Genomic DNA, 17,355 nt, shown 5'->3' on the forward strand with positions numbered 1-17,355 from the left:
GCCCCATATGGGCATCGGTGGTATCACCCCGGCCATGAAACTGAAACGGGCGGCATAGGCTCTACTTTTGAGCACTACCACAAATGGGGAGATTACACTTGTAGGTGCGCCAGGTGAAAGTTTCTTAACGGACAAGGTGGATGCGTTTACAAACTCCAGTGTCCAGAAGGTAGCAAAATGGAGTGGTTGGCCTGGAGCACGAGAAGGCAAAGACTCCACAAAAAGTGCCATTGCGTGGTTGGAGCGAAACTATCCAGTCAACTATGACTTTGGTACATCTTCATCTACTGGCAACGCTGTAAAAAACATGACTCTTAAAAACCATCACCTTAAGAGTCTTGGTCATTCTCCAGATATTATCGGACTACTGTTTTCGATTTTGGATCAATTCAACAACACAGCGAGTTTCATTGATAAAGGACACATCGTTGTCGTCAAAGGTGGGTCGAACGATCAGTTTGAATTACAAGGTTCCACGCTAGTAGCAAAAATTTTTGCGGGTTTTTGTAATTGGTTTATGCACTTAATGTCTGATGTTGCTGGGTCTTCTGGTGCTGCCGGAAGAGGTAGTGGCATTCCGATACCTTTCTACAATTTGCTCACCTTCTTAAATGTTGGTGCTTTTGGCCAAGACAATCACTCTTTGGCAACCATTTTCACTAAAGTGTTTGAGGAAGGCTACGATGCACGCCATGGAGCGGCAACTGCCATTCCTCCTTTGGTTACAGAACTGCTTATTCGTGTTTTATACACAGTCAAAAGACGTTACTACCACAAGTTTGAGTGGAAAGACTGCGTGCCATCCGCTTCAGTTCCAGAATTAAGAAGGATGTTGTTTGTTGGCTATGGAATCCTATGCACTGGCGATGCAATAGACGCTTTCGTAAAATCTGGTGGTGAACTTATCTTATTCTTGAAGAATACCAACCTGACAGCTTGGGTCAGGTTTGGAACTCTTGCCTATAAAGAGCTCATTGCTTTAGTGAAGCAAGGCCACATAGATGTAGAAAAAATAGATAGATATATTGAGGGTGAATATCGAGACATCTTGAGAAATCTTCAATAACTCTCTGCGTTTTCCATAAAAGGCAGATTCGTTCTGTTGCCACTTTACTGGAGTAAACATGTCAGCACTGACCAAGGCCGATATCGTCGAACATCTTTACGAACAGACAAACAAGACTCGTGACGATGTAATCCCCCCAAAAATGGCAGCATTTGAGAGTAGAATTTCCCATGCTCATGGAGCGGGAGATTTTACATGAAAAAGTCACGGCTTACAGACAGCCGGATTCTGGCAATTTTGAAGCAGGCCGCAAACGGTATGCCGGTAACGGAACTTTGCTGCCAACACGGGATGAGCAGTGCGGTTTTCTACAAGCGGCGAGCAAAATACAGCATGGACGCCTCACTGATGGCCTGGATGAAGGAGCTGGAGCGGGAAAACGCCCGCCTGAAAAAGATGTACGCAGATGCGCACCTTGCTGGCAAGAGCGCCCTCAAAACCCCGGCAAGGCCGGGGTTTTTGAGGCAACAGAAAAATCAGAACGGCATGTCGTCCATGCTGGAGGCCTCTGACGGAAAGGCCGGCCCCATATTGTCTTCCTGCGTGCGCTGGCGCTGCGGCGCACCACCCTGCCGTGTCCCGCCGCCCGGCGCGCCGTATTCGTCATCCCGGTCACGACCCGCATCACGCGCGCCCTCGCCCTTGCGGTCCAGAAACTGCACACGCTGGGCCTTGATTTCTGTCGTATACCTGTCCTGCCCTTGCTGGTCCTGCCATTTGCGCGTTTGCAGGCTGCCTTCAATATAGACCAGACTGCCCTTGCCCAAAAAATTGGCGCAATTTTCCGCCTGGCGCTGAAATACGGAAACCCGGTGCCACTCGGTGCGATCCACCTTGTTGCCCTCGCGGTCGGTGTAGGATTCGTCGGTCGCCACATTGAGGGTGGCCACCGGCGCGCCGCTCTGGGTATAGCGCAGTTCCGGGTCGCGCCCCAGCCTGCCGATGATCATGACTTTGTTCAGCATGGTCTCTCCTCCGCCGGAGCCAGCGGCTCCGCAAAGTTTTCCTGCCGCACGGGGGCAGGCATACTGCCTTTGCCGGTTCAGGCGACAAAAGCCTTTTCCATATCGTCCAGCACATCTTCCAACTGGTCGCTGAGGCGGTTGGCCTTTCCGGGATCCCAGTCGGCCAGGGCCGCCTCCAGTTCCGCCTTGAGGCGGGCCGCCTTGTGGATGCCCGGCCCCAGCGCGGCGCGGCGGGCCTCGGACCAGGGCAGAAATTTCAGGCCGTCGTCCAGCGCGCGCACCATTTCCAGCACGCCGCGCCGCTCATGCAAGACGGGAACGCTGAACGCCAGTTCCGTGAGGCGGGGCCAGCATTCCTCCAGCAAGTCCTCATTCCAGGTAACGGCGCTCACGCGTATTTGCAGTGCCCGGCCCATGCATGCTCCCTTTCCGCGCGCTTTTTTGCGCGGGAAAAACCTGTTATCCCGTTTCGGGCCACTCCATGTGCACCCGCATGATGACATCCTGAATCATGGGAAGCTGGTCCTGCGGGCAGACCCCGATGAGGGGCGCGCCCGTGTCCATGTTTTCGTTGTACTTGAAATAGACAGCGTAGATCACGCCGGAAGGGCCGGAGTAGTTCAGGGGCACCTCGCGCTTCATGCGGGACATGATCAGCAACTCCATGCCCTCGCGCATGTGCACGGACTGCGGCCCGCCAGCCCGGATTTTTTTGTCCACGTCAGGGGTGAAGTAGTATTTGGCCCGCTCCGGCGCGCGAAAGAGATGCAATGCCTTTTGCAGAATGATGTGCTCCACTTCGCTGCGGGTAAGCATGTGGCGCAACACGGCCAAGGGAGTGCCCGCCTCCACAAAGCGGCCTTCCAAATCGGAGTGGATCAGGCTTATCTCGCCTTTTTCCGGCGACGTGATGGGTTTGGGATTGCGCTCGCGCTCCAGCGTGGCCACCAGCGTGCCGGGTTTTTCCTTCCACTGGCCCTGCGGGCCGTGAGCCATATCGCCCTGTTTGACATCGGCAAAAGTCACGCGGCCCGTGTGGGGCGCGCTGATGACGATTTCGCGGTAGGGCGAGTTCTTGATTTCATCCAGCAGTGCGGAAATATCCATGTGCATGTCCGTGGCTCCACCGGGGCGGAGGCTGGTTTGCGTCCGGACTGTCCCGGACGGTCTTGCTGCCGTGGCGGCCTGCCGCCTGTCCCGGTCAGCGATAATAGAGGTTTCTGCCGCCGATGGTCAGCAGAGCCTGCTTGAGGTTGGCGCGCACCTGCCTGCGATCCCAGATTCCCTGAATGTGCCCCCGCGAAAGCGCCCTGTAGGAGCGGTGGTACTTGGGGGGAACGTCCATGCCGGTGGTCTCCTTGATGACGCCGGGGCCGGCAAAGCCGATATTGGAGGAACGCACGGCAAACTGGTAGGGCGAGCAGCCAAGAAAGCTGGCCAGCGGCCCGGCAAAGGAATTGGTGTCATAGAGCACCATATACAGACCGCCGGCCTCAATGTAGCGGCGCACGGCCACGGTGCACCGCGGCATCTGGATGACGCCGTGGGTGCCCTCCTGAATGCGGATGCCCGCCGTGCCGTGCACATAGGCCAGGAAGGGATAGCGTTTCTTGGCCGCGCGCTGGGCGGCTTCCACAAACTTGCAGCCTTCGGCCGCGCCAACGGAACCGCCGCGGAAAGTGCCCATGAGCATGGCCACCACCATCTTGATATTGTCGATGCGCGCCTCAAAGGTCATGCAGCCGCTCTTGGCCCCGTTTTTTTGCTGGGCATCGGCAATGCGTTCGTCAAAGCCGGGAAATTCCAGCGGATTGCCCGCTTCGATTTCGCTGTTGAACTCAAAGACAGATCCGGCGTCAAAGACGTTTTTCACATACCATTCCGGCTCCATGGGAAAATGGTAGCCGCAATGGCTGCACACGCCCGCAAACTCGGCAAAGAGATCCGGCCCCCAGAGATCCAGGCAGCCGTAGGCAGCGGCATTGGGGCAGGTCAGGGTGCGGTCGATCTTGTAGCGGGGGGAAAGATAGTTCCAGCGGCTGCGCCGACCATCGTCAGACCAGGTGGAAAGGGCCGTAAGTTCCCTGGCCCTTGTGTCGGCCCTGGCGTTGGGCAGCCTGTTGGTGAGCTTGCGCCACGGCATGAGAAGACGGTTTTTGAGCACTTCCAGCTCGTTGTCCACTTCTTCCATGAAGGTCCGGATGTGCCGCTGGTGCTTGCGGTAAAAATCGTACTTGAAGCTGACCCAGGGCTTGCTGACCCAGTCCCAGGAGGCAGCGGCCAGCTTGGTCAGCAGGGGGCGGCGGTCATGGGCCGCCTGGCGTGAAAGCCGCAGAAACTTCTGCTGGCGGCGTTCGCGCAGCCTGTCCTTGGCCTGGGACGACAGGCCCCAACGGGTATGCATTTCTTCCAGATCGGCGTCGGGGTTGCGCACGCGGGCCAGAGCCAGCCCCTTGAGAACCGGCATCCTGCGGGTGGAGATGACCACTTCGTCCGTGGCCCGCAGCACTTCCTGCCGCAGACTGCGGAAAAAGTCGAAATGCCAGGGGCGCGCGCCCAGCGGCGGCTCCTGCACCACACGGTCGACATAGCCAAAGCGCAGATTGTCCTGGGCCGTGATCCTGAGATTGCGGGCGCAGCTTTCGATAAGCTCCGGCGTGGCGCGCTGCCCGGCCTTGAGCCGCCCTTCAATGGCCGCCGCGCCCTCGGGCGAAATGACGGAATAATATCCGTGGGAGAACATGAGCCTTTTGTCCGCAAGGCCGATGGCCTCGGCCCCGCCGGAGCCGCCCTCGGAAATCACGGCGATGATCGGCACCCGCAAACCCGCCATGCTGTAAATGTTGCGGGCGATCTGCTGGGCCGCTCCGGGATTGTCCTCGATGGGATAGGACCCGGGCGTGAAAATGTATGTGTGGATGGGAATGCCTTCTGTTTCGGCCACGCGCATGTACTGCTGGGCCTTGGCATTGCCCCAGGGCTTTACCGATCCCCCGTTGCGGAATTCCGCCCCGTGGCCTTTTTCCTGCCCGATGACCATCACCGACTGGGTATAGACCTTCTTGCCCCTGCGGCGGGTGATAACCGCGCGGGCAATGAGCATGCTGGGGTCAAGGCTGTGCTCGTCCTGCCCGCCCACTTCGGTGAAATTGTCGTACACGTTTTCCAGAATATCGCGCAGGCAGATGCGCTGGGGGTGACGCACAATGCGCACCCTGTCCATGGGCGTGATGCTCGCCTCAAGGCGGCGTTCCACATAGCCGAAAAGGTCTTCCACCGTTGCCAGATCCGCATAGGGATCTTCCAGGGCTCCCGCGCGGGCGCGCTCGGTGAAGGCCGCAAGCTTCTCGCCCAGCAAGTCGGCATTGTCCTTGTGCTTTCCGGCAAAGATATCAACGAGATAACTGAGTCTGTCGTGCAGATTCTGGATACGTTTTTCGATATTGTTGTCCATGGCTCGCTTGCGCTGTGGCGCGGCTTGATGGGCGTTTCACGGGCAGCCCGTTTTCAGAAACGCAGGATCCGTTCGGTCTGCGCCGCCAGAAACTGCACGTTGGATTTCAGTTCTTCTCCCGCTCCGTTGTGCCCTTCCAGCCGGAAGGAGCGTAAAAATTCCAGCCCCCGCGCGCGGGCCTCGGCCAGATCCTTGCCCCAGATGATGGCCAGGGCCAGATTGGGGTCAAATTCTGTCGGAATTTCATACGGTTCCGCCTGCGGCACATGGGTCAGCATGGTCAGCCAGGGCTGATCCTGCCACTGGAAGCGCTCGATGCGGCCCGCCCAAGGGGTGAAGCTGTTGTCGGGGTCTTCGGCGATGATGCGGTATTCGATGCCCAGGCCCTCAAAGGAGATATCGTCCTGGGTATAGCCCAGCGGCTCGCCCAGCCCGATGCGTATCTGCTCCGCCAGCAGGTCGATGCCGCCCTGCCCCTTTACCTTGGCGATGCGGGCGGAAACGCCGTTTTCCACCTGGATGCGGGTATTCACCTCCATGAGAAAGGGATCCCCCTGCCGGGTCACGATCCATTCCCATGTGCCCACATTGTCATAGCCCACCTTGCGCGCCATGGTCAGGGAATAGTCCACGATGTCGCGCAGCACCTTGTCGGCGTCAAACGTGTACTGTATTTCCGCGGGCGCAAAGCCGGGCGCCACCTCAACGCGCTTCTGGCGGCCGGTGGACTGGATGGAACAGTTGCGCGTGCCAAAATGCACCGGCGCGGTTCCCGTGCGGTCGGAAACCACCTGCACTTCCAGATGGTTGAAGTCCGTGATGCGCTGCTCGATGAGCACACCTTCATCCTTGAACTGGCGCAGGGCGTAGCTGCGGATGCGCCGGTAGACGGAGCGGAACTGATCGGGATCATAGACCTCTTCAATGCCCATGCCGCCGCCGCCCGCAGATGCCTTGACCAGCACCAGGGGGCGCTTGACGCCCTGCTGCTCCTGAAACTCGAAAACGCTCTTGGCAATGCGCTCGGCCTCCATTTCGTCATAAATGGGGCGATCCGAGCCGGGAACCGTGGGCACGCCCAGACTGCGCGCCAGACGCTTGGTGTTGATCTTGTCGCCCAGTTCCCGGATGATTTTCCACGAGGGGCCGATAAAGATCATTTTTCTGTCGCGTTTGGTCACGCGCCGGGCAAAGCGGAAGTCTTCGGCAAAAAAGCCGTAGCCCGGATGCACGGCCGTGCAGCCGGCCTCATCGGCCACAGCCATCAGCTCGTTGGCATCGTGGTACGAAGAAACGCGGAAGAGGCCCTGGGCATCGCCTTCTTCGCGCGCCAGGCGCACATGATCCGAAGCCGCGTCTTCGGCTGTGTGGATGGCGGTAAAGCTCACTCCGAGCTTGCGGCAGGCCCGTATGATGCGCATGGCGATTTCGCCGCGATTGGCCACCAGAACCCTGTGGTCGCACAGGGGGGGGGTGTTCCGAGATGTGTCCAATCCTGTCTCCCTGTCATTGTGCCGGGGTTGTGGAAGCGGGCATGGCGCGATAGTATGTCCGGCACGCCTGAAGCGTATCCGCTTTTGACGGAAAAATCCATATCCACAAGCATGCGTCCCGCGCGGCATGCCGCGCCAAAGCCGCAGGACGCGGCCGCCTTTCCGCACACGCGACAAGGCGCGAGGAGAGTGTATGCAAAATTTTGACGATGTCCAGCGCGCCGCCGCCTTTTTGCGAAAACGCCTTGGCCCCGCGCTGTCTTCACAGCAGTGGGACGCGCCGCCTGTGGGCCTTGTGCTGGGGACAGGCTTTTCCGGTCTGGCGGCGAAGCTTGCGGATCAGGTGGTGGTGCCCTATGCCGAGGTGCCGGGCTTTCCCCTCTCCGGCGTGAAGGGGCATGCGGGAGCTTTTGTCTGGGGCAGTTTTTCCGCATCCTGCGGGCAGGGGGAAGGGCCGTGCCGTCCACTGCTCGTCCAGCAGGGACGCTGCCACCTGTACGAAGGCTACAGCCCGGCCCAGGTCTGCATGGGCGTGCGCGTCATGGCGGAACTGGGCGTCAGAACCCTGATGGTGACCAATGCCGCCGGAGCCCTGAACCCCCAGTTTGACGCGGGCGGCCTCATGTGCATGACAGACATCATCAACCACACGGGGCAATCGCCCCTGACCGGCAAAAATCGCGAAGAATGGGGAGAACGCTTCCCCGACATGAGCGCCCCCCTGGACGCCGGGCTGAGCGCCCTGGCTCTGGACGCCGCGCGCAGACTGGGCGTGCGGCTGGAGCGCGGCATCTACCTTGGCGTGCACGGGCCGGAACTGGAGAGCCCGGCGCAAACGCGCATGTACCGCCAGTGGGGGGCTGATGCCGTGGGCATGAGTTCCGTGCTGGAGATCATTGCCGCGCGGCATCGCGGCCTGCGCGTACTGGGACTGTCGTGCCTGACCAACAAGAATTTGCCTGACTGCATGCGCCCGGTTTCGCTGGAAGAAGTGCTGGACGTGGCCGCAAAGGCGGAAAAAAATCTGGCCCGTCTGGTGCGCGCTGTGGTGTCCAGGCTCTGAACCGGCAATGGTGCCAGCGCCTTTGCCGGGCGCTGACAAGGCCGTTGAAAAGCGTTCTGCCTCCTGCTATCTTCGGCGTCGCCCAAGGGGCGGCAGAAAAGCGTCTCTGTCAGAGAGCCGCTCCTGCCGCCCCAACACTTTCGGATATCAGGACTTTTTCATGCAGCACAACACATCTTTGCGCAATGTGGCCATCATCGCCCATGTCGACCACGGCAAAACCACTCTGGTGGACGCGCTGTTCCGGCAGGGGGGCGCGGTGCGTGCCGGTCAGCATCTGGACGAACGCGTCATGGACAGCATGGATCTGGAGCGCGAACGCGGCATCACCATTGCGGCGAAAAACTGCGCCGTCAGGTGGCGGGATACCAAGATCAACATCATCGACACTCCGGGCCACGCCGATTTCGGCGGCGAGGTGGAACGCTCGCTGTCCATGGCCACGGGAGCCATACTGCTGGTGGACGCCTCCGAAGGGCCGCTGCCCCAGACGCGCTTTGTGCTGCGCAAGACTCTGGAAGCCGCGCTGCCCGTGGTGGTGGTCATCAACAAGATCGACCGCAAGGATGCCCGCCCTGCGGAAGTGCTCAACGAAATCTACGACCTGTTCATCGATCTGGACGCCAGCGAGCGCCAACTGGACTTTCCCGTGCTCTACGCCATCGGGCGCGAAGGGGTGGCCATGCACAAGCCCGACGATCCCCGGGTGGATCTTGGCCCGCTGTTCACCGCCATTGTGGAGCACATTCCCGGCCCGGCCCACGACCCGGAAGAGCCTTTCCAGATGCTGGTGGCCGACCTCGACTATTCGGACTATCTGGGGCGTCTGGCCGTGGGGCGCATCATGCACGGCCATATCTGCGCCAAAGATGCGCTGGCCTGTATCGGCGAGGACGGACACCCCAGGCCCCTGCGGGCCGCAAAAATCCAGGTGTACGAGGGCCTGCACCTGGCAGAGGTGGACTCCGCCCAGCCCGGCGACATCATTGTCATGGCGGGCATCGAGGATGTCACCATCGGCGATACCGTCTGCACCCGCGACAACCCGCGCGCCCTGCCGCGCATCCGCGTGGACGAGCCCACAGTGGCCATGCGCTTTGGCATCAACACTTCGCCCCTGGCCGGGCGCGAGGGAAAAATCGTGCAGAGCAGGGCCATCCGCGACAGACTGTTCAAGGAAGCCCTGCGCAATGTGGCCGTGCGCGTGGAAGACACGGCGGATCGCGATGCCTTTCTGGTCAAGGGGCGCGGCGAATTTCAGATGGCCATTCTGGTGGAAACCATGCGCCGCGAGGGTTTTGAGCTTTCCGTGGGCAGGCCGGAAGTCATCCTGAAAAAAAATGCGGACGGGCATACGCTGGAGCCTGTGGAGCGGCTCTGCGTGGACTGTGACGAGGTTTTCATGGGCGTGGTCACGGAAAAACTGGCCCAGCGCAAGGGCCGCATGCTCAACTGCGTCAACAACGGCACGGGCCGCGTGCGGCTTGAGTTTTCCGTGCCTTCGCGCGGGCTCATCGGCTATCGCGACGAATTTCTCACGGACACCAAGGGCACGGGCATCATGAATTCCTGGCTTGAGGGCTATGAAGAATGGCGCGGCGACTTTCCCTCCCGCTATTCCGGCTCCATTGTTTCCGACCGCGCGGGATCCGCTGTGGCCTACGCCCTGTTCAATCTGGAACCGCGGGGCACGCTTTTTGTGGAACCGGGCGACCCCGTGTACGAAGGCATGATCGTGGGCGAGCACAACCGCGACAATGACATCGACGTCAACCCCACCAAGGAAAAAAAGCTCACCAACCTGCGCGCCGCAGGCAAGGACGAAAACGTCATCCTGACGCCGGCGAAAAAAATGCTCCTTGAGCATGCCCTGCATTTTGTGCGCGAGGACGAGGTGGTGGAGGTCACGCCCCTTTCCGTGAGGCTGCGCAAGGCAGAGCTTTCGGCCCTGAAACGCCATCAGGCAGCGGGAAAGCGCAAGACCGCCCAAGGCTGACCCGCAGCGCAGGTCGCGAAGCCTGCCCGGCAGGAGCACAGCCCGGATGCTCAGGCCGCGTCAAAAAAGCGGTAGCCAGCCTCCAACGCGCGGGCGTTGACCGGCACAAGCCCGGCATAGTGCGGGCTGACCACGCGCTGGAGAGCTTCCTGCACCACAGCCAGCGGCAACACGTCCGTGGCCTTGAGCCAGGCCCCCAGGGCCACCATGTTGGTCAGTTTGACATTGCCCTGGCGGTGGGCCACGTCATTGGCCGGAATGCACACGCTGCGCCTGCCCGCGTCCACCAGCGAGGCGTCAATGAGCGAGGTATTGACCACCTGCACGCCGTCAGCGCGCAGACGCGGCTGGAACTTGACCAGAGACGGCTCGTTGAGCACAATGACAGACATGGGTTCGCGCACCAGAGGCGAGCCTATGGGCTCGCTGTCCAGCACCACCGTGCAGTTGGCCGTACCGCCGCGCATTTCCGCGCCGTACACCGGAATGAAGCTGACTTCCAGCCCGTATTCCATGCCTGCCTGAGCCAGCAGGTTGCCGACAAACATGACCCCCTGCCCGCCGAAACCCGCGATGATCACATCCTGATAGACCCTAGCCATGCGCGGCCTCCTCTGTCCCGCTTGTGTCTTTGTACACCCCCAGCGGGAAAACGGGGATCATGGCCTCGGCAATGCGCCTGTTGGCGGCAACCGGATCCATGTGCCAGTTGGTGGGGCAACCGGACAGAAATTCCACAAAACCGAAACCCAGACCCTGCATCTGCACCTCAAAGGCTCTGGTGAGGGCCTTTTTGGCCGCGCGCACGTGTTTGACCGAGTGCAGGGAGCAGCGGGCGGAATAGGCCACGCCGTCAAGCTGCGCCATGATCTCGGCCATGCGTACCGGGCCGCCTTCGGTGGCCATGTTCCGTCCGGCGCGGCAGGTTGTGGTTTTTTGTCCCACAAGGGTGGTGGGCGCCATCTGCCCGCCGGTCATGCCGTACACCGCATTGTTGATGAAAACGGAGGTGATTTTCTCGCCGCGGTTGGCCGCATGCAGGGATTCGGCCATGCCGATGGCCGCCATGTCGCCATCGCCCTGATAGGTAAAGACCACGGCCTCGGGCCGCGCCCGCCGCACGCCCGTGGCCACGGCGCAGGCGCGGCCGTGGGGCGCTTCCAGGCCGTCCACGTTGAAATAGTCATAGGTAAACGTGGCACAGCCCACGGCAGCCACCAGTATGGCGCGCTGCGCCACGCCCAGTTCGTGCAGAACCTCGCTCACCAGACGATGGGCAATGCCGTGGTGGCAACCGGGGCAATAGTGGGTCTGGCGCTCGTTGAGCACCGGATTCACATCAAAAACCAGTTTTTCGCCCTGGCCGGGGCAAAGGCTCGCCTCTTGCGCCTGCATGATCACTTCTCCTTGAGAGCCTGGAGCATGGGCTCGCGCAGAGCCTCACTCCCGATGAACAGCCCCGGCATGACGCCGTGCCACAGGACATTGCGCGCCCCCACTCCCGGCTGCCCGAAGAGGGCCAGGCGCACGTCCTCCACCATCTGGCCGGTGTTCTGCTCCACAACCAGAAAACGCCGTCCCGGAGCCAGCGCGCGCAAGGCTTCCTCGGGGAAGGGAAAGAGCGTCACAGGCCGGAACAGCCCGATCCTGTGCCCCTCGGCCCGCAAACGTCTGATGGCGCTGCGGGCAATGCGGGCAACGGAACCGAAGGCCACCACCACAAGCTCGGCGTCTTCCACGCTCTCGCTGACAAAGGCGCTCTCGGCCTTCATGGCCTCGTACTTGCGCATGAGCATGCGGTTGCGCTCGGCCAGCGCCCCTTCGGCCAGATACACGCTCTTGAGCAGACGCGGCGCGCCCTCCGGCCCGCGCCTGCCATAGCCCTCCAGCCGCCAGTCGCAGGCTGTGGCCTCCAGTTGCGCGGCGTCCGGCGCGCCGGGCGGCGGCACGCGCCGCACAGGCTCCTTGATCTGGCCCACAATGGCATCACCCAGCACCATGACCGGATTGGCGTACCGGAAGGCCAGGGCAAAGGCGCGGAACATGAAGTCGTAGCACTCCTGCGCCGTGGACGGGGCCAGCACCAGATTGCGGTGGTCGCCGTGGCCGCCGCCCTTGACGGCCTGAAAATAGTCGCCCTGGGAGGGACCTATGTCGCCCAGCCCCGGCCCGCCGCGCTGCATGTTGACCAGCACGCCGGGTATGTGGCTGCCAGCCATGTAGGAAATGCCTTCCTGCATGAGCGATATGCCGCAGCCGGAAGAAGATGTCAGCGCGGGCACTCCGCAGGCCGCCGCGCCCAGCAGCATGTTGACGGCGGCCACCTCGCTCTCGGCCTGCACAAACTGTCCGCCGTGCTCCGGCAGGAGTGAGGAAAGAAGCTCGGGAATCTCGTTCTGCGGGGTGATGGGATAGCCGAAATAGCAGCGCAGCCCGGCGTCCACCGCGCCATAGGCAATGGCCTCGTTGCCCTTGATGAGAATGCGGTCCTGCGCGCTCATGCCCCGGCCCCCTGTTTTTTCCCGCTTCTGAACACACGGATGGCCACATCCGGGCACATGACCGCACAGGAGGCGCAGCCCGTGCATGCGCCCCCGGCCTCCATGACCTCATAGCCCTGGCTGTTGAAGCGCCCCGAAGGCCGCAGTATGTTCGCCGGGCAGGCGTCCACACACAGGCGGCAGCCCTTGCAGCGGTCTTCCAGAAACACGACTCGTGACATCTGTGGCCTCCCACGGCCTTGCGCCGCTCCCCTTTTCAGCGGATGAGCATGGCGTCGCCGTATGAAAAAAAACGGTATCCCTGACTGACGGCGGCGGCATATGCTTCCAGCACGCGCTTGCGCCCGGCAAAAGCCGCCACCAGCATGAGCAGGGAGGATTCGGGCAGGTGAAAATTGGTCAGAAGACCGTCCGTTACCCGGAACTCCCGTCCGGGGTACAAAAAAATGTCCGTCCAGCCCGTGTAGGGCTGCACGCGCCCGCACAGGGCGGCCACGCCCTCAAGCGTCCGCAGGCTGGTGGTGCCCACCGCCACCACGGGCCGTTTTTCCCGTTTGGCCCTGTCAATGGCCAGGGCTGTGGCTTCGGGAACTTCCACATGCTCGCGGTGCATGCGGTGGGCGCGGATATCGGCGGAGCGTACCGGCGTGAACGTGCCGTAGCCCACATACAGCGTCACTTCGGCCCATTCAAAACCCTGTTCTTCCAGGGTGGCGCGCATCTGCCCGGTAAAGTGCAGCCCGGCTGTGGGCGCAGCCACCGAACCGACTTTTTCGGAGCTGGCATAGACTGTCTGGTAGCGAAAAGCGTCCTCCCCGTCGTCGGGGCGCTTGATATAGGGCGGCAGGGGAATATGCCCGGTGGCGGCAAAAGCCTCCTGAAGGTCCCCGCGCCAGCTCAGGCGCACGCGCCTCTGGCCGAACGGCCCGGACTCCAGAATGGTCACTCCCAATCCCGCGCCGAAGGCAAGATGCTCACCGTCCCTGACGCTGCCTCCGGCGCGCACCAGCCCCAGCACCTCCGCGCTCTGCCCGCCCTGCTTGTCGTTGCGGGCGCGCTCCCGGATAAGGGGCAGGGGCGTGAGCAGCAAAAATTCCACCCTGCCGCCCGTGGCCCGCGTGCCCACAAGGCGGGCCTGGAGCACACGCGAATTGTTGACCACCAGCAGCGCGCCGCGCGGCAGACAGGAGGGCAGATCGCAAAAATTCCTGTGCTCCAGATCCAGCGACCCGAAGCGCGGCATGACCAGCATGCGCGATGTTCCCCGCTCTTCCGGAGGAAACTGGGCTATCCGCTCCTGCGGCAGGGGAAAGTTGTAGCTTTCCAGCAAAAAATCTTCATCATCCACAGCGTGACGCATATCATCTTCCGGCCATCGGGACGCGGCTTGTCAGGCCTCGCCGGAAAGGCTACTGTTTGCAGGTTGCGGACGGCAATGTCCGGTAATTGGCAAGTATACTCCCGCACTGCCCTCTTGTCACCCCTGCGGGCAGCGAAAGTCCGCGCCGGGCGGGGGACGGCATACCGCCGTGCAGAACAGCCGCACGGCAAAAGAACGCGGGTCATGGGCGAGTCATGAGCGAACAACAAGGCGGCCTGAAAACCCCCGTGGACCAGAGCACACGCTTTGCCCGCAAACGCCTGCATCTCGGCGTCTGCGGCTCTGTGGCCTGCTACCGTGCGGCAGACCTTCTGCGCGCCTGGCTCCGCATGGGCATCCACGTTTCGGTTACCCTCACCGGCGGCGCGCGCAATTTTGTGACGCCCCTGCTTTTTTCCTCTCTGGGGGCTGCCCCGGTCTACGGCGACATGTTCGCCGCAGGTGAAGAGCCTTTTGCCCATCTGGAGCCGGGGCAGAACGCCCATGCCCTTGTGGTCGCTCCGGCCTCGGCCGATGCCCTGTCCCGGCTGGCCGCAGGCGCTGCCGCCGACATGCTGTGCGCACAGGCTCTGGCCTTTGACGGCCCTCTGGTGCTGGCCCCGGCCATGAACCCGCGCATGTGGTCGCACCCGGCAACCAGAGACAATGTCGACCTGCTCTTGCGGCGCGGAGCGCGCCTTGTGCCCCCGTCCTGCGGAGGCACGGCCTGCGGCGAGCAGGGCGAAGGCAGGCTGGCTCCCCTGCACGAAATCTTTCTGGCCGCCCTGCAGGCCCTTTCTCCGCAGGACATGGCCGGAAAAAAAGTTCTGGTCACCCTCGGCCCCACACGCGAGGCATGGGACGGAGTACGGTTCTGGACCAATCCCTCCAGCGGGTTGATGGGCGCGGCGCTGGCCGTCTGCGCCTGGTTGCGCGGGGCGGACGTGCAGGCCGTGTGCGGCCCCGGAATGCGCTTTGCGCTGCCGCGCGGCATGGCCCGCCACGATGTGACCAGCGCCCGTGAAATGTTTGCCGTGGCAGAATCCCTGTGGCCCCGGATGGACATGGGCATGTTTACCGCGGCGGTGGCCGACTTTTCCCCAACGCCCCACGGAAAGGAAAAATTCAAGAAATCCGCTGCCCCCCAGGGCTTTTCCATCTCCTTCACTCCCAATGCGGATATTTTGCGCACGCTCTCCGCCAATCGCGCGCCGCACCAGAAAATTCTGGCCTTTGCCGCCGAAACAACCCCGGACATGCCCTCGCTCCTGCCTCTGGCGCATGCCAAACGCGAAGCCAAACAGGCCCATGTGCTGGCGGCCAACCGCGTCAATGCCGGGGACAGCGGATTTGCCGCAGCCACCAACGCTGTGGCCGTGGTGGACGCTGCCGGGCGGGAGGAAATCTGGCCCACGCAGAGCAAGGCTGACGTGGCCTGGGATCTGTGCTCATGGCTTTTGCGTTCCTGAACAGCCTGGCCGCGCGCTGGCAACAACGCGGCCTCACCCATCTGCTCATTCCCCGGGGCTTTGACGCTTTTGCCCAAACAGCGGCCCCGGCGGAAAAGCCGCGCTTTCCCGCGCAGGAAACCCGGAAGTTCTCTTTTCAGAAGGCAAAAAACACCCGGCCTGACCCAAAAACAGCGGAACCTGTCCGCTCCGGGGCGGAAGCGCCAAAGCAGGGCCTCCCTCCGGCGGGGCACAAGCCCGAACCCCTCCTGCCTCCCCAGCACTGGCCCGCGCCCTGGCGTGATCTCTTGCGCACAACGCGCCCCGGCAGGGTGCTCTGGACCTACGCCGGGCTCGGCCTGGACCTGACGCGCGAAGATACGCCGGGGCGCGGGGAAAGGCGCGCCTTTCTGGCGCGCATGCTGCAGGATTTGGGCTATCCGCCGGGCACGCACACCTTCTGGCCCGTCTGCCTGCCCGACGCCCCCCCTGACGGCCGCCCTGATGCCGCCCTGCCCCCCTGCCCTCCCGCTCCGGAGATTTTCTGGGCCGCCGCCGCGCGGCTCAAGGCCAGGGCCGTAGTCGTCATGGGCGAGTCCGTCATCGAGGCTCTGGGCCTGCACCACAGCCTGGCCCCCTTGCAGCACATACGCCACGGCAGACATCTGGTTTGGGGCCTGTGGAGCATGGACGAACTGCTGTCCGGCCACACGCGCTACAAATCCATGCTGGCCTTTATCCGCACGGCCCTGCCCCCTGCGCTGTGACCCGGCCTCCCTGCTTTCGGCAAAAAACGTGGAGATCGCCTGTGTTCATCGTTCTCGGACTGACGTTTCTGGGCATGGCTCTGGGCTACGCCCTGCGCGGGCATGCCGTGGCAGGGCTTTTGTCGCACGGGGTCATGCCTGCCATCCTGCTGCTGCTCTTTCTGCTGGGCGTTGAGCTTGGCGGCAACCGGGATCTGGCGGGAGCCTTGCCCCGTCTGGGCGGCGCAGCCCTGCTGCTTGCGGGCGCAGGTATTGCCGGTTCCCTGATCTGCGCTGTCTGCGCGGGCCGCTTTCTCCGGATCACGCCCCCTCCCGCAAATTTCCACCAGCCCCCGGATCATACGGCATGAAAGGCAGCCTGATCATCCTTCTTTTTTTCTGCGCCGGGGCGGTTCTGGGCCGCCTGGACATGGCGCCGCGCTTTCTTGCAGAGCGGGACGTCACCGTGTGCGCCCTGTGGGCGCTCATGTTTCTGGTGGGCTTTTCTGTCGGGTCCAACAGGCGTTTGGGCGAACTTTTGCGCGGCCTGCGCCCTTCTGTGCTGCTGCTGCCTTTGGCCACCACGGCGGGCACGTTTGCGGGCACGGCCCTGGCCAGCCTTTTTTTGAGCTACAGCACGGCGGAATGCCTGGCTGTGGGGGCTGGCTTCGCCTATTATTCGCTCTCTTCCGTCTTCATTTCGCAATACAAGGGGGCGGAACTGGGCACCGTGGCCCTTGTGGCCAACATCGCGCGGGAAATGTTCACCCTGCTGTTCACCCCCCTGCTGGCCCGGCTTCTGGGGCCACCGGCTCCCATCTGCTGCGGCGGAGCAACCACAATGGACACCACCCTGCCCGTCATCGCCCGCTACTGCGGCGCGCACTGGATCTTTGCCGCCATTGTGCACGCCATGATTCTGGACATCAGCGTTCCCTTCTGGGTGATTTTTTTCTGCACCCGGTAGCGGCGTGCGCCGCGGTGAAAAATTTTTCTTTTCCCCATTGCCGATTCCGGGTCTAGCAGTGTAGTCATGAAGTTGTCTAAATTTTCATTTTGTGGCACAGTTCGCTTGTCTTCAACCGCAAGCGAGGAACATATGTCCACAGCAGCCCACAGACGGCACGACATTTCTGATTCAGTTTGGAAGAAGCTTGAACCCCATTTGCCCGGACGTGAAGGAAGCTGGGGAGGCAGGGCCCACGACAATCGGCGCTTTATCAATGCGGTCTTCCGGATTATGCGTACAGGCGCGCCGTGGCG

General features: G+C 62.1%; 19 protein-coding genes and 1 pseudogene. 10 read left to right on the plus strand and 10 right to left on the minus strand.

Annotation, left to right across the window (positions count from 1 at the left end; genetic code table 11):
- The first annotated feature begins 67 nt into the window (after nucleotides 1-67).
- The 3 genes and pseudogenes from EII23_RS10735 to EII23_RS10740 all read left to right on the plus strand — a co-directional run.
- Nucleotides 68-1,066 carry a hypothetical protein gene (locus EII23_RS10735; RefSeq protein WP_124793369.1) on the plus strand — a complete coding sequence of 333 codons (999 nt, stop codon included), beginning with the start codon at nucleotides 68-70 and terminating at the stop codon, nucleotides 1,064-1,066.
- 58 nt (nucleotides 1,067-1,124) lie between these two features.
- Nucleotides 1,125-1,265, plus strand: coding sequence for a hypothetical protein (locus tag EII23_RS12965; protein ID WP_185702372.1), 141 nt, complete (start codon nucleotides 1,125-1,127; stop codon nucleotides 1,263-1,265).
- Nucleotides 1,262-1,483: pseudogene (locus EII23_RS10740) on the plus strand (transposase); the annotation flags it as partial. The gene EII23_RS12965 and the pseudogene EII23_RS10740, both read left to right, overlap by 4 nt.
- Nucleotides 1,484-1,542: 59 nt before the next feature.
- Here the strand turns inward: EII23_RS10740 and EII23_RS10745 are convergent.
- The 5 genes from EII23_RS10745 to EII23_RS10765 all read right to left on the minus strand — a co-directional run bounded on the left by EII23_RS10745 (nucleotide 1,543) and on the right by EII23_RS10765 (nucleotide 6,978).
- The gene (locus EII23_RS10745; RefSeq protein ID WP_124793370.1) at nucleotides 1,543-2,031 is read right to left on the minus strand and encodes a single-stranded DNA-binding protein; all 489 of its coding nucleotides are present in this window, start codon (nucleotides 2,029-2,031) and stop codon (nucleotides 1,543-1,545) included.
- A 77-nt stretch (nucleotides 2,032-2,108) separates the two neighbouring features.
- Nucleotides 2,109-2,447: a hypothetical protein gene (locus EII23_RS10750; protein WP_124793371.1), complete on the minus strand. Its 339-nt coding sequence runs from the start codon at nucleotides 2,445-2,447 to the stop codon at nucleotides 2,109-2,111.
- Nucleotides 2,448-2,490: 43 nt separating this feature from the next.
- Nucleotides 2,491-3,138 (minus strand): biotin attachment protein, encoded by a 648-nt coding sequence (locus EII23_RS10755; RefSeq protein WP_124793372.1) that lies wholly within the window; start codon nucleotides 3,136-3,138, stop codon nucleotides 2,491-2,493.
- Between the two features lie 94 nt (nucleotides 3,139-3,232).
- Entirely contained in the window at nucleotides 3,233-5,485 is a 2,253-nt protein-coding gene (locus EII23_RS10760) for an acetyl-CoA carboxylase carboxyl transferase subunit alpha/beta (protein WP_124793373.1), read from the minus strand.
- A gap of 53 nt (nucleotides 5,486-5,538) precedes the next feature.
- Complete coding sequence (locus EII23_RS10765; RefSeq protein ID WP_260424694.1) at nucleotides 5,539-6,978, minus strand: biotin carboxylase N-terminal domain-containing protein; 1,440 nt, start codon at nucleotides 6,976-6,978, stop codon at nucleotides 5,539-5,541.
- 193 nt (nucleotides 6,979-7,171) lie between these two features.
- Here EII23_RS10765 and EII23_RS10770 point away from each other — a divergent pair, with 193 nt between their 5' ends.
- Both EII23_RS10770 and typA read left to right on the plus strand, forming a co-directional pair.
- Nucleotides 7,172-8,041, plus strand: coding sequence for a purine-nucleoside phosphorylase (locus EII23_RS10770; RefSeq protein WP_124793375.1), 870 nt, complete (start codon nucleotides 7,172-7,174; stop codon nucleotides 8,039-8,041).
- A gap of 160 nt (nucleotides 8,042-8,201) precedes the next feature.
- A complete protein-coding gene (typA, locus tag EII23_RS10775; protein WP_124793376.1) occupies nucleotides 8,202-10,037 on the plus strand; it encodes a translational GTPase TypA in 1,836 nt (611 codons plus the stop codon).
- A 50-nt stretch (nucleotides 10,038-10,087) separates the two neighbouring features.
- Here typA and EII23_RS10780 read toward each other — a convergent pair whose 3' ends face one another.
- Genes EII23_RS10780 through queA form a run of 5 tightly spaced genes read right to left on the minus strand, consistent with a single transcriptional unit; the run spans nucleotide 10,088 to nucleotide 13,898 of the window.
- Nucleotides 10,088-10,639: a 2-oxoacid:acceptor oxidoreductase family protein gene (locus EII23_RS10780; RefSeq protein ID WP_124793377.1), complete on the minus strand. Its 552-nt coding sequence runs from the start codon at nucleotides 10,637-10,639 to the stop codon at nucleotides 10,088-10,090.
- A complete protein-coding gene (locus EII23_RS10785) occupies nucleotides 10,632-11,432 on the minus strand; it encodes a thiamine pyrophosphate-dependent enzyme (RefSeq protein WP_124793378.1) in 801 nt (266 codons plus the stop codon). Before EII23_RS10785 ends, EII23_RS10780 begins: the two co-directional genes overlap by 8 nt.
- Before the next feature lie 2 nt (nucleotides 11,433-11,434).
- Entirely contained in the window at nucleotides 11,435-12,538 is a 1,104-nt protein-coding gene (gene vorB, locus EII23_RS10790) for a 3-methyl-2-oxobutanoate dehydrogenase subunit VorB (RefSeq protein WP_124793379.1), read from the minus strand.
- Nucleotides 12,535-12,759, minus strand: coding sequence for a 4Fe-4S dicluster domain-containing protein (locus EII23_RS10795; protein ID WP_124793380.1), 225 nt, complete (start codon nucleotides 12,757-12,759; stop codon nucleotides 12,535-12,537). The genes vorB and EII23_RS10795 overlap by 4 nt, the downstream gene beginning before the upstream one ends.
- A 35-nt stretch (nucleotides 12,760-12,794) precedes the next feature.
- Nucleotides 12,795-13,898, minus strand: coding sequence for a tRNA preQ1(34) S-adenosylmethionine ribosyltransferase-isomerase QueA (gene queA / locus EII23_RS10800; protein ID WP_124793381.1), 1,104 nt, complete (start codon nucleotides 13,896-13,898; stop codon nucleotides 12,795-12,797).
- 215 nt (nucleotides 13,899-14,113) lie between these two features.
- Between queA and coaBC the strand changes: the two genes are divergently transcribed.
- The 5 genes from coaBC to EII23_RS10825 all read left to right on the plus strand — a co-directional run.
- Complete coding sequence (gene coaBC / locus EII23_RS10805; RefSeq protein WP_124793382.1) at nucleotides 14,114-15,367, plus strand: bifunctional phosphopantothenoylcysteine decarboxylase/phosphopantothenate--cysteine ligase CoaBC; 1,254 nt, start codon at nucleotides 14,114-14,116, stop codon at nucleotides 15,365-15,367.
- Nucleotides 15,349-16,113, plus strand: coding sequence for a hypothetical protein (locus EII23_RS10810; RefSeq protein WP_124793383.1), 765 nt, complete (start codon nucleotides 15,349-15,351; stop codon nucleotides 16,111-16,113). The genes coaBC and EII23_RS10810 overlap by 19 nt, the downstream gene beginning before the upstream one ends.
- Nucleotides 16,114-16,154: 41 nt before the next feature.
- Nucleotides 16,155-16,463 (plus strand): LysO family transporter, encoded by a 309-nt coding sequence (locus EII23_RS10815; RefSeq protein WP_124793384.1) that lies wholly within the window; start codon nucleotides 16,155-16,157, stop codon nucleotides 16,461-16,463.
- Entirely contained in the window at nucleotides 16,460-17,059 is a 600-nt protein-coding gene (locus EII23_RS10820; protein ID WP_124793385.1) for a lysine exporter LysO family protein, read from the plus strand. Before EII23_RS10815 ends, EII23_RS10820 begins: the two co-directional genes overlap by 4 nt.
- Nucleotides 17,060-17,191: 132 nt before the next feature.
- Nucleotides 17,192-17,355 (plus strand): transposase (locus EII23_RS10825; RefSeq protein WP_148091252.1); only part of this gene is annotated, 164 nt, incomplete at its 3' end.

Source organism: Desulfovibrio sp. OH1186_COT-070 (genome assembly GCF_003860215.1).
In the GTDB taxonomy this organism is placed as follows: Bacteria; Desulfobacterota; Desulfovibrionia; order Desulfovibrionales; family Desulfovibrionaceae; genus Desulfovibrio.